At 66.5% G+C, this 12,540-nt stretch carries 8 protein-coding genes; 7 read left to right on the top strand and 1 reads right to left on the bottom strand.

From position 1 onward, the window contains the following. Positions 1-196 precede the first annotated feature (196 nt). A complete protein-coding gene (locus PSEWESI4_RS24380; protein ID WP_187673834.1) occupies positions 197-727 on the top strand; it encodes a DUF3016 domain-containing protein in 531 nt (176 codons plus the stop codon). A 168-nt stretch (positions 728-895) separates the two neighbouring features. Here the strand turns inward: PSEWESI4_RS24380 and PSEWESI4_RS24375 are convergent, their stop codons facing one another. Then, the gene (locus PSEWESI4_RS24375) at positions 896-1,960 is read right to left on the bottom strand and encodes an ABC transporter substrate-binding protein (protein ID WP_187673833.1); all 1,065 of its coding nucleotides are present in this window, start codon (positions 1,958-1,960) and stop codon (positions 896-898) included. Positions 1,961-2,263: 303 nt separating this feature from the next. On the opposite strand from PSEWESI4_RS24375, the gene PSEWESI4_RS24370 reads away from it, so the two are divergent. The 6 genes from PSEWESI4_RS24370 to adeC all read left to right on the top strand — a co-directional run bounded on the left by PSEWESI4_RS24370 (position 2,264) and on the right by adeC (position 12,452). Further along, on the top strand, positions 2,264-3,859 hold the full coding sequence (locus PSEWESI4_RS24370) for an ABC transporter permease (RefSeq protein ID WP_187673832.1): 1,596 nt from the start codon (positions 2,264-2,266) through the stop codon (positions 3,857-3,859). Beyond that, entirely contained in the window at positions 3,856-4,692 is an 837-nt protein-coding gene (locus tag PSEWESI4_RS24365) for an ABC transporter ATP-binding protein (protein WP_187673831.1), read from the top strand. Before PSEWESI4_RS24370 ends, PSEWESI4_RS24365 begins: the two co-directional genes overlap by 4 nt. Before the next feature lie 114 nt (positions 4,693-4,806). Then, complete coding sequence (locus PSEWESI4_RS24360) at positions 4,807-6,414, top strand: arylsulfatase (RefSeq protein ID WP_187673830.1); 1,608 nt, start codon at positions 4,807-4,809, stop codon at positions 6,412-6,414. A 300-nt stretch (positions 6,415-6,714) separates the two neighbouring features. Beyond that, positions 6,715-7,854 (top strand): efflux RND transporter periplasmic adaptor subunit, encoded by a 1,140-nt coding sequence (locus tag PSEWESI4_RS24355; RefSeq protein WP_187673829.1) that lies wholly within the window; start codon positions 6,715-6,717, stop codon positions 7,852-7,854. A 12-nt stretch (positions 7,855-7,866) separates the two neighbouring features. After that, the gene (locus PSEWESI4_RS24350; RefSeq protein ID WP_187673828.1) at positions 7,867-11,010 is read left to right on the top strand and encodes an efflux RND transporter permease subunit; all 3,144 of its coding nucleotides are present in this window, start codon (positions 7,867-7,869) and stop codon (positions 11,008-11,010) included. Continuing rightward, complete coding sequence (adeC, locus tag PSEWESI4_RS24345; RefSeq protein WP_187673827.1) at positions 11,007-12,452, top strand: AdeC/AdeK/OprM family multidrug efflux complex outer membrane factor; 1,446 nt, start codon at positions 11,007-11,009, stop codon at positions 12,450-12,452. The genes PSEWESI4_RS24350 and adeC overlap by 4 nt, the downstream gene beginning before the upstream one ends. Positions 12,453-12,540 lie beyond the last annotated feature (88 nt).

Genomic DNA, 12,540 nt, shown 5'->3' with positions numbered 1-12,540 from the left:
GGATCAAGGTGATCAAACGCATGGCCTATGGCTTCCGGGACTCGGACTACTTCTTCCTGAAAATCAAGGCCGCCTTCCCCGGGAAAGCGCGATGAACCCAATAAAAGAACCCCCCCGGAGAGAGTTGCCCCCACCCACCAGCGGCGTAGACTGGACTCAGGCGCGACCCGGGCGATGCCGCGCCAGGAGGTGTGCGATGCGTCTTGCCCCTACCCTCACCGCACTGGCCGTCTGCTCGCTGCTGGCTGGCCTGCCGCTGCAACTCGCGGCGCAATCCGCCGTCGAGGTCAGCTTCACCAATCCCGAGAAATTCCGCGACGCCAACCTGCGCGGACGTGGCTACGGATATGGCGCCGACGACTTCGTCCTGAAGGAAATCCGCGCCACCTTCGAGAAGCTCGGCGAGCGCTACCTGGGCCCGGGCCAGACCCTGCGCATCGACGTGCAGGACATCGACCTGGCCGGCCGCTACGAACCCTGGCGCGCCCACGCCTACGATGTGCGCTTCATGCGCGACATCACCTGGCCGAGCATGAAGCTGCACTACGAGCTGAGCCAGGACGGCAAGCCGCTGGCCAGCGGCGATGCGCGGTTGAGCGACATGTCCTACCTGCAACGCCCCGGCCGGTCCGTCAACAGCAGCGACCGCCTGTATGCCGAGAAGGTCATGCTCAACGACTGGTTCCGCAAGCAGTTCGGCGATCGGCGGGTGGGGAGCGTGGATTGACTGGCTCTGGTTGTTGAGTCCGCACCTCACCCCAGCCCTCTCCCAAGGGGAGAGGGAGCCAGTCCCAGGTCGGATTCAAGCACCGAGCTATCGCACCACACTGAACAGTCCCCTCTCCCGCCGGGAGAGGGTTAGGGTGAGGGGCGTGTCGCCCACCTCCGACGCCCCTCAACGCGCCGCCTGGACCGCCGCCGGCACCTGTCCTTTGGTCGCCGCTTCGAGGAAACGCGGCTCGGCCCATTCCCTGACCACGAACGGCTTGCGAATCAGGCGTAGCTCGGCGGCCAGGTCGACCGACCGTTGCAGACGGTCCAGGAACACCGAATCCAGTTCGGAACGGAACAGCGTGGCGAGTTTCTCTTCCTTCAGGTCTTCCTGGAGGATCACCGGCGGGTAGCTGGCCAACTGGGACACCAACTGGATGTAAGCCTCCTTGTTCTCCTCCTTCGTCAACCATTGCAGAGCCAGCTCCTGGGCGGCGAGCAGGCGGGTGACCAGTTCCGGATGGGCGTCGACGAACGCGCCGGAGCCGACCAGCACGCTCTGGATGCTGCCGGCACCGCCGAGGTCGTTGGTGCTCAACGGGATCTCGATCAGCCCGCGGGCGCGCAGCGCGGTGAGATTGGACAGCCCCCAGGAAGCATCCACCTGCCTGGCCACCAGCGCCGCGGTGCCAGCGTTGAAGTCCAGGTTGATGATCTTGAAGTCCCTTTCGCTCAGGCCTTGGCTGGCGATCGCCGCGTCGAACGACAACTGGTTCGCGGTGCCACGGAACAGTGCCACGCGCTTGCCCTTGAGGCTTTGCAGGTCGGTGATCCCGGAACCCGGCACCACGCCCAGGTAGCTCTTGATATTGCGCGCGGTGCCGCTGAGCAGGCGGGTATCGACGCCGCTCGACTTGCCGATGATCGCCGCCAGGTCGCCGAGATAGGCGAAGTCCACCTGGCCGTTGGCGAAGGCTTCGTTGATCACCGGGCCGGCGCCCTTGAAGAAACTCCACATGATCTGGATACCCTGGTCGGCGAAGGCCTTCTCCAGCAGTTGCTGGTCGCGCAGCACGTCCACCACACCACCACCGCTGTTATTGGTGCCGGCGCTCAGGTCGGGCACGGCGATACGGATTTCCTTGACCGGCTCGGGCGCCGCCGAGGTGGTCGAGGGGAAGGCGCCCAGCAGGCCTATCAGCACCGGCGAGGCGAATAGTCCCAGGAAGGAATTGAGAACGGCTTTCATGGTGGTTGCTCCTGCGCGAGTCCATTGGCATTTGGCGCGAGTTAGGCACAACCGTTTAAATTCTTATAAATACTAATAAATTATTTTTTAGTAACTAATAGAGATATATCAGTCCACACGCGTCCTCCGCGAAAGATGCCCGCAGGGCATAAAAAATATTCCCCGAAGGCATTTGCTGCGATCCGGACACAGCCATTAAATGCCTGCTTATCCAAATTAAACGCATAAATACGAATTCATATTCCTTGAAGGAATATAGATAAGCCCTCGCGCTTCTCGCTCCACAATTCCGGAATCCTTTCCATGGCCAGCACCTGGACCTTCGCCCTCCCCGCCGCCTGGCGCCCCTTGGCTTCCCATTCCCTGGGCAGGCTCGGCAGCCGCCTGCAACCCTGGCTGCTGCCGCTGGCCCTGGCGCTGCTCTGGTGGCTGGCCAGCCGCTTCGGCTGGATGTCCGAGCAGATCCTGCCGGCACCCGCGCTGGTCTGGCAGAGCGCCGTCGAACTGGCCCGGGGCGACCTCTGGTTCAACTTGTCGATCAGCCTGCAAAGACTCGGCCTCGGCCTGCTCGCAGGGGTGTTCGGCGGCGCCTTGCTGGGGGCCTGGCTGGGTGCCAGCGCGCGAGCCGAAAGGCTGGTGTTTCCCACCTTCGCCGCCCTGGCGCAGATTCCCACCCTGGCCTGGATTCCACTGTTCATGCTGCTGTTCGGCATCGGCGAGGCGCTGAAACTGGTGGTGTTGTTCAAGGCAGTGGTGGTGCCGGTGACCCTGCATACCCTGGTCGGCGTGCGCGACGCCCAGCCCAGGCTGCGCGAAGCCGCCGCCACCCTGCGCCTGCCCGCCCACCTGCGCCTCTGGCGGCTGACCGTGCCGGCGGCACTGCCCTCGTTCATGGCCGGCCTGCGCATCGCGCTGGCCACCGGCTGGTCGTCGCTGCTGGCGGTCGAACTGCTGGCCTCCAGCGAAGGGCTCGGCTACCTGATGGTCTGGGGCCGCCAGTTGTTCATGCTGGATATCGTGTTCGTCTGCATCCTGATCATCGGCCTGGCCGGCGTGCTGATGGACCGTGGCATCGATCTGGTCGAGCGCCACCTGGTGCACTGGCCGCATCCACCGACCGCCGAGTTCCGCCGCCGCCCCGGCGGACGCGGCTGGCAGCGGGTGCAGCCCTGGCTGCTGCCGCTCGCCGTGCTGGCGCTCTGGCAACTTGCCAGCTCGGCGCAATGGCTGGACGGCAATATCCTGGTGGCGCCCGCCGCCGTGGTGCTGACCACCTGGCAGGGCCTGCTCGACGGCAGCCTGCCCGGCGCCATGGCCGAAAGCCTTGGCCGTACCCTGGGCGGACTGGCCATCGGCGGCGGACTGGGCGCCCTGCTCGGCCTGCTGCTCGGCCTGTCGGGGCGCGCCGAACGCCTGTTCGGGCCGAGCCTGAGCGCCTTCCGCCAAGTGGCGATCTTCGCCTGGGTGCCGCTGCTCACCGCCTGGTTCGGCCTCGGCGAGGCGGCCAAGCTGGTGTTCGTCGCCCTCGCCGCATTCTTCCCGCTGTTCATCGCTACCCAGCGCGGCGTCGCCGGCCTCTCGCCGCAACTCGGCGAAGCGGCCCGCGCGCTGCGCCTGAGCCTGCCGCAGCGCCTGCACCGGCTGATCCTTCCGGGCGCCGCGCCGGCAATCTTCGCAGGCCTGCGCCTCTCGCTGATCTACGCCTGGCTGGGCACCATCGGCGCCGAGTACTTCATGCCCTCCGGCGGTGGCATCGGCAGCCTGATGATCGGTGCCCAGCAACTGTTCCGCATGGACCTGGTGATGGCCGGCATGCTGGTGGTCGGCCTCACCGGCGCGGCCCTCAACGCCCTAGGACAACGCATCGAAGCGCGCGCAACGCGCTGGAGAACCGCATGAATTCGCTGACCCACCCACCCTTCGACACGCCCATCGTCAGCTTCCGCCAGGTCGGCAAGCACTTTGCCGTCGACGGCGGCGAGCTGGAGGCCATCCGCGACTTCGATCTCGACATCCGCGAAGGAGAATCCATCGCCATCGTCGGCTCCAGCGGCTGCGGCAAATCCACCCTGCTGCGCCTGCTGGTCGGACTGGACACCGAGTTCAGCGGCGAGATCCTCGTCGACGGCCAGCCGGTGACCGGAATCGGCAGCGAGCGCGGCATCGTCTTCCAGGAACACCGCCTGTTCCCCTGGCTGAGCGTCGAGCAGAACATCGCCCTCGGCCTGGCCAACGAAGGACTGACCCAGGCCGAACGCTTCCGCCGCGTCGAGCAACTGGTCCAGTTGGTCGGCCTGGACGGCTTCCAGCGCGCCTATCCGCACCAGTTGTCCGGCGGCATGGCGCAGCGCGTGGCGATCGCCCGTGGACTGGTGGCCAGCCCGCGCATCCTGATGCTCGACGAACCGTTCGGCGCCCTCGACGCGCTGACCCGCCAACAGATGCAGGACGAGTTGCTGGCGATCCGCGAGCGCGCCGGCATCACCACCCTGCTGGTCACCCACGACGTCGAGGAAGCGATCTTCCTCGCCGACCGCGTGGTGGTGCTGGAGCCGCGCCCCGGACGGATCAAGCGCATCGTCGACATCGACCTGCCGCATCCGCGCACGCGGGCCAGCTTCGAGTTCCATCAGTTGCGCGAAGAACTGCTCCACGAACTGACCGGCAACGGCGAGTACCGTGCGCCGCCAGTGCGGGTGGAAGACCTGCCGCTGGCGTTCATCGCTTATTGATCGGTCTTGTTCAGTGGATCCCCGCGAACGCGGGGACCCAGATGAAGCGCCGGCGCCTCCGTCGCTCTCGCGCACGCGGGGGCCCAATGACCCCAGCCCCACACCGGAGCCCCCATGTCCAAACGCCCCAACTTCCTGGTAATCCTCGCCGACGACCTCGGCTTCTCCGATATCGGCGCCTTCGGCGGCGAGATCCACACGCCGAACCTCGACGCCCTGGCCACCGAGGGCCTGCGGCTCACCGACTTCCACACCGCGCCGACCTGCTCGCCGACCCGTTCGATGCTGCTCACCGGCACCGACCACCATATCGCCGGCCTGGGCACCATGGCCGAGGCGCTGACCCCGGAACTGATCGGCAAGCCCGGCTACGAAGGTCACCTCAACGACCGCGTGGTGGCCTTGCCCGAGCTGCTGCGCGAGGCCGGCTACCAGACGTTGATGAGCGGCAAGTGGCACCTCGGCCTGACCCGCGACCTGGCGCCCCACGCGCGCGGCTTCGAGCGTTCCTTCGCGCTGCTGCCCGGCGCCGCCAACCACTACGGCTACGAACCGCCCTACGACGAGACCACGCCGGGCATCCTCAAGGCCACACCGGCGCTGTACATCGAGGACGACCGGTTCATCGAGCAGTTGCCGGAAGACTTCTATTCCTCCGACGCCTTCGCCGACAAGCTGCTCCAGTACCTCAAGGAACGCGACCAGAGCCGGCCGTTCTTCGCCTACCTGCCGTTCTCCGCACCGCACTGGCCGTTGCAGGCTCCCGCCGAGGTGGTGGAAAACTATCGCGGCCGCTACGACGCCGGCCCCGAGGCGCTGCGCCTGGAGCGCCTGGCACGGCTCAAGGAGCTGGGCCTGGCCGAGGCCTGGGTCGAAGCGCATCCGGTGGTCGCCATCAACCAGGAATGGGAACAACTCAGCGAGGAGCAGCGGCGGATTTCCGCGCGGACCATGGAGGTCTACGCGGCGATGGTCGAGCGCATGGACTGGAACATCGGCCGGGTGCTCGACTACCTGCGTCTCCAGGGCCTGCTGGACAATACCTTCATCCTGTTCATGTCCGACAACGGCGCCGAGGGCGCCCTGCTGGAGGCCTTCCCGAAGTTCGGCCCCAACCTGCAAAGCTTCCTCGACCAGCACTACGACAACCGCCTGGAGAATATCGGCCGCGCCAACTCCTACGTCTGGTACGGCCCGCGCTGGGCCCAGGCGGCCACCGCGCCGTCGCGGCTGCACAAGGCCTTCACCACCCAGGGCGGCATTCGCGTGCCGGCGCTGATCCGCTATCCCGAGTTCCAGCGCCAGGGACAGATCAGCCATGGCTTCGGCACGGTTATGGACGTCACCCCGACCGTGCTCGACCTCGCCGGCGTGCGCCATCCCGGCAAGCGCTGGCGCGGCCGCGAGGTGGCGGAAGTGCGCGGGCGTTCCTGGCTGGGCTACCTGTCCGGCGAGACCGAGCGGGTGCACGGCGAGCAGACCGTCACCGGCTGGGAGCTGTTCGGCATGCGCGCCATCCGCCAGGGCGACTGGAAGGCGGTGTACATCCCCGCGCCGGTGGGTCCCGAGACCTGGCAGCTCTACGACCTGGCGAGCGATCCCGGCGAGATCCACGACCTTTCTGAAAAACGCCCGGAAAAACTTGCCGAGCTGATAGAGCATTGGCAACAGTATGTTGCGGAAACCGGAGTAATTCTCAGCCAGTCGCCGTTCCGGGCCTGACCCTCCCCGCTCCGCCGGAGGTGTCGTGCAACGCGGCGCACCCGGCGGACGCCCTGGTTCTCGCGGTACAGGCAGCTTCACTGCCATCCATCCGCTGCATCTCCAGCCAGCCGAAACCCGGTTAATCTGCACCTTTCCCGAGCCCGTCACCCCGGGGGATTGGTGACATCCTGTCACACTGAAAAACGTTTACAGACACTCTTGAATGTAAGTATCGTGGTTAGCCTGCTAACTTTTCGTTTTCCTTAAGAAAACCTCCACGCTTACGGGTGCCGTCGCGCACCGAAACGAGAGCATTCCATGTCGTTCAAACCAGCCCTCACCACACTGCTCACCGGCATCGCCCTGGCAACGCTGATGCTCAGTGGTTGCGAACAACAGCCCGACCAACAAGCCCAGGACACGCCGAAAGTTGGCGTCGTCACCCTGCAGGCCCAGCCGTTCGCGCAAACCAGCGAGCTGCCGGGACGCACCAACGCCTACCGCATCGCCGAAGTGCGCCCGCAGGTCAACGGCATCATCCTCAAGCGCCTGTTCACCGAAGGCAGCGAGGTCAAGGCCGGCCAGCAGCTCTACCAGATCGACCCCGCCACCTACGAGGCGACCTACAAGAGTGCGCTGGCCGCGCTGAAGTCGTCGAAGGCCCTGGCGGCACGCTACAAGGAACTGGTCGCCGACCAGGCGGTGAGCCGCCAGGAATACGACCAGGCCCAGGCCGACTACCTGCGTGACCAGGCAGCCCTGGACAGCGCGCAGATCAACCTGCGCTACACCAAGGTCCTGGCGCCGATCTCCGGACGCATCGGCCGCTCCTCGGTGACCGAGGGCGCGCTGGTCAACAACGGCCAGGCCGAGGCCATGGCGGTGATCCAGCAGCTCGACCCGATCTATGTCGATGTCACCCAGTCGACCAAGGACATCCTCCGCCTGCGCAAGGAACTGGCCAGCGGACACCTGCAGAAGGCCGGTGCGCATGGCGCCAAGGTCAAGCTGAAGCTGGAGGACGGCAGCCTCTACGCCCACGAGGGCACCCTGGAATTCTCCGAGGTCTCGGTGGACGCCAGCACCGGCTCGGTGGTCCTGCGCGCGGTGTTCCCGAACCCCGAGAACGAGCTGCTGCCCGGTATGTTCGTCCACGCTCAGTTGGTCGAAGGCCTGCAGGAACAGGCCATCCTCGCCCCGCAGCAAGGCGTGACCCGCGACACTTCCGGCGCCCCGGTCGCCCTGGTGGTGAACGCCGACAACGTGGTCGAGCGCCGCCTGCTGGAGGCCGAGCGCACCGTCGGCGACCGCTGGCTGATCAACTCCGGCCTGCAGGCCGGCGATCGCCTGATCACCGAAGGCCTGCAATTCGTGCACCCTGGCGACAAGGTCGAAGCGGTTCCCGCCGGCAACGTCAAGCAACCCGTCGCCGCCGCTCCCGCGCAGAACTCGCGCTGAGGTAGGACCACCATGTCGAAATTCTTCATCGACCGCCCGATCTTCGCCTGGGTAATCGCCCTGGTGATCATGCTCGCCGGCGCCCTGTCGATCCTCAGGCTGCCGATCAACCAGTACCCGAGCATCGCCGCCCCCGCGGTGGGCATCCAGGTCAGCTACCCGGGCGCCTCCGCGCAGACCGTGCAGGACACCGTGGTGCAGGTGATCGAGCAGCAGCTCAACGGCCTCGACGGACTGCGCTACATCAGCTCGTCGAGCAACTCCGACGGCAGCATGGAAATCACCGTGACCTTCGAACAGGGGGTCAACCCGGACATCGCCCAGGTGCAGGTGCAGAACAAGCTGCAACTGGCCACCCCGATGCTGCCCCAGGAAGTCCAGCAGCAGGGCATCCGCGTGACCAAGTCGGTGCGCAACTTCCTGCTGGTGATCGGCGTGATCTCCGCCGACGGCAGCATGACCCGCGAGGACCTGTCCAACTACATCGTCTCCAACCTCCAGGACCCGATCTCGCGGACCAAGGGCGTCGGCGACTTCCAGGTGTTCGGCGCCCAGTACGCCATGCGCATCTGGCTCGACCCGGCCCGGCTGAACAACTTCCAGTTGACCCCGGTGGACGTGCGCACCGCCATCCAGGCGCAGAACGTACAGGTGTCCTCCGGCCAGTTCGGCGGCCTGCCGGCCGCGCCCGGCCAGCAACTGAACGCCACCATCATCGGCAAGACCCGCCTGCAGACCCCCGAGGAATTCCGCAACATCCTCCTCAAGGTCAACAGCGACGGCTCCCAGGTGCGCCTGGGCGATGTCGCCCGGGTCGAGCTGGGCGGCGAGAACTACGCCATCAACGCCCAGTTCAACGGCATGCCGGCCTCCGGCCTGGCGATCCGGCTGGCCACCGGGGCCAACGCCCTGGATACCGCCAAGGGGATACGCGAGACCATCGCCAACCTGGAGCCCTTCTTCCCGCAGGGCATGGAAGTGGTCTTCCCCTACGACACCACGCCAGTGATCTCGGCCTCCATCGAAGGGGTCGTGCAGACCCTGTTCGAGGCCATCGTGCTGGTGTTCCTGGTGATGTTCCTGTTCCTGCAGAACCTGCGCGCCACCATCATCCCCACCCTGGCGGTGCCGGTGGTGCTGCTCGGCACCTTCGGCGTGCTGGCGGCGTTCGGCTTCAGCATCAACACCCTGACCATGTTCGCCATGGTCCTGGCCATCGGCCTGCTGGTGGACGACGCCATCGTGGTGGTGGAGAACGTCGAGCGGGTGATGCGCGAGGAAGGCCTGCCACCGGTCGAGGCCACCCGCAAGTCCATGGGCCAGATCCAGGGCGCGCTGGTGGGTATCGCCCTGGTGCTGTCGGCGGTATTCCTGCCGATGGCGTTCTTCGGCGGCTCCACCGGGGTGATCTACCGGCAGTTCTCGATCACCATCGTCTCGGCCATGGCCCTGTCGGTGATGGTCGCGCTGATCTTCACCCCGGCGCTGTGCGCCACCCTGCTCAAGCCCATCGCCAAAGGCGAGCACCACGAGAAAGGCGGCCTGTTCGGCTGGTTCAACCGCAACTTCGAGCGCAGCAGCGACGCCTACCAGCGCGGCGTCGGCGCAGTGCTCAGGCGCAAGACGCCCTATCTCCTGCTGTACCTCGTGATCGTGGCGATCATGGCCTGGATGTTCACGCGCATTCCCACCGCCTTCCTCCCCGAGGAAGACCAGGGCGTGCTGTTCGCCCAGGTGCAGACCCCTGCCGGTTCCAGCGCCGAGCGCACCCAGGCGGTGGTCGACGAGATGCGCGAATACCTGCTGAAAGACGAAGATCACGTGGTCAAGTCGGTATTCACCGTCACCGGCTTCAACTTCGCCGGCCGCGGCCAGAGCTCGGGCATGGCCTTCATCATGCTCAGGCCCTGGGATGAGCGTCCGGGCGCCGAGAACGGCGTAGCCGCCCTCGCCCACCGTGCCCAGGAACACTTCTTCAGCTTCCGCGACGCCATGGTGTTCGCCTTCGCCCCGCCGGCGGTGATGGAGCTGGGCAACGCCACCGGCTTCAACCTGTTCCTCCAAGACCAGGCCGGCGTCGGCCACGAAGTGCTCAACCAGGCCCGCGACCGCTTCCTGGAACTGGCCGACCAGCACCCGGTGCTCAACCGCGTGCGTGCCAACGGCCTGCGCGACGAGCCACAGTACCAGTTGCTGATCGACGACGAGCGCGCCCGCGCACTCGGCCTGAGCCTGTCGGACATCGACAGCACCCTGTCGATCGCCTGGGGCGCCAGCTACGTCAACGACTTCATCGACCGTGGCCGGGTGAAGAAGGTCTACCTGCAGGGCGAGCCTTCCGCGCGCATGTCGCCGGAGGACCTGGACAAGTGGTACGTGCGCAACAGCGACGGGAAGATGGTGCCGTTCAGCGCCTTCGCCAGCGGCAAGTGGACCTACGGCCCGCCCAAGCTGTCGCGCTACAACGGTGTATCGGCGGTGGAAATCCTCGGCGAGGCGGCCCCCGGCTACAGCTCCGGCGACGCGATGATCGCCGTGGAGGAAATCGCCAAGCAGTTGCCGGAAGGCGTCGGCTATGCCTGGACCGGGCTGTCCTACGAGGAACGCCTGTCCGGCGCCCAGGCCCCAGCCCTCTACGTGCTGTCGCTGCTGGTGGTGTTCCTCTGCCTGGCGGCGCTGTACGAGAGCTGGTCGATCCCCTTCTCGGTGATGCTGGTCGTACCCCTGGGGATCATCGGCGCGTTGCTGTTCACCAGCCTGCGCGGCCTCTCCAACGACGTGTTCTTCCAGGTCGGCCTGCTCACCACCATCGGCCTGTCGGCGCGTAACGCGATCCTCATCGTGGAATTCGCCAAGAGCCTGCACGAACAGGGTGTCGAGCTGGCCCAGGCGGCGATGGAAGCATGCCGCATGCGTCTGCGCCCCATCGTCATGACGTCCCTGGCGTTCATCCTCGGCGTGCTGCCGCTGGCCATCTCCAGCGGCGCCGGCGCCGGCAGCAAGCACGCCATCGGCACCGGAGTGATCGGCGGCATGCTCAGCGCGCTGGTCCTGGCGATCTTCTGGGTGCCGCTGTTCTACGTGCTGATCTGCTCGCTGTTCGAGAAGAAACCCAAGGCAGAGGCAAGCGAAACCACTAAGGAGGTGGTGCAGTGAGGCAGTCCCTGTTGTCCCTGGCCGTAGCCGCCACCCTGCTCGGTGGCTGCAGCCTGATCCCCGACTACCAGCGCCCGGAAACGCCGGTCGCCGATGCCTGGCCGCAAGGCCAGGCCTACCCGCCGGCCAGCGAGACCGGCGGCGAGTCCACCGCCCTGCAGGGCTGGCGCGAGTTCTTCCACGACCCGGCGCTGCGCCAGTTGATCCAGGTCGCCCTGGACAACAACCGCGACCTGCGCACCGCGGCGCTCAACGTCGAGGCCTACCAGGCGCTCTACCGCATCCAGCGCGCCGACCTGTTCCCGTCGGTATCGGCGGATGCCGACGGCACCCGCCAGCGCATCCCGGAACGGCTGTCGCAGACCGGTGACTCCACCATCAGCAGCCAGTACTCGGCGACCATCGGCACCAGTTGGGAGCTCGACCTGTTCGGTCGCCTGCGCAGCCTGCGCGACGCAGCGCTGGAACAGTACTTCGCCACCGAGGAAGCACGCCGCAGCACGCAGATCAGCCTGATCGCCAGCGTCGCCAACGCCTACCTCACCTGGCAGGCGGACCAGGCCCTGCTCGAACTGACCGAAGAGACGCTGCAGACCTACGAGGCCAGCTATGCCCTGACCAAGCGCAGCCATGACGTCGGCGTCGCCTCGGCCCTGGCCCTCAGTCAGTCGCGTACTTCGGTCGAAAGCGCTCGTGTGCGCCTAGCCCAGTACAAGCGCCTGGTCGCCGAGGACCGCAACGCGCTGACCCTGCTGCTCGGCCACAATCTGCCCGAGGATCTGGCCAAGCCGCTCGACCTGGATGCCGAACCGCTCAACGAACTGCCGGCCGGCCTGCCCTCCGAGCTGCTCCAGCGGCGCCCGGACATCCTCGCCGCCGAGCACCAGTTGAAGGCCGCCAACGCCAACATCGGCGCGGCACGTGCGGCGTTCTTCCCGAGCATCAGCCTGACCGCCAATGCCGGGACCCTGAGCCCGGACCTGTCGGGCATGTTCGATGCCGGCTCCGGTACCTGGCTGTTCAGCCCGAGGATCAGCCTGCCGATCTTCAACGCCGGCGCCCTGAAGGCCAACCTCGACTATGCCGAGGTGCAGAAGAACGTCCAGGTGGCGCAATACGAAAAAGCCATCCAGACCGCCTTCCGCGAAGTCGCCGACGGCCTCGCCGCCCGCACTACCTACCGCGAGCAGATCCAGGCCCAGTACGACCTGGTCGCCGCCAGCCAGGACTATTACCGCCTGGCCGAGCGTCGCTACCAGACCGGCATCGACAGCAACCTGACCTTCCTCGACGCGCAGCGCTCGCTGTTCAGCGCCCAACAGGCCCTGATCATCGACCGCCTGGCGCAACTGACTAGCGAAGTAGAGCTGTACAAGGCCCTGGGGGGAGGCTGGATCGAACAGCGGGTCGGCCAGACCGGCGAAGCCGCGCCGCAGTCCTGACCTCCCCTGGGCTGCTCCTGAGGGGCCGAGTGGTGACGATACCCATCCGATGGGTATCGCTCCGCTCAACCCATCCTACGCACTGCAA

Origin of the sequence: Zestomonas carbonaria, assembly GCF_904061905.1 — a bacterium.
In the GTDB taxonomy this organism is placed as follows: domain Bacteria; phylum Pseudomonadota; class Gammaproteobacteria; order Pseudomonadales; family Pseudomonadaceae; genus Aquipseudomonas; species Aquipseudomonas carbonaria.
This window is presented reverse-complemented; position numbering and strand designations above follow the sequence as displayed.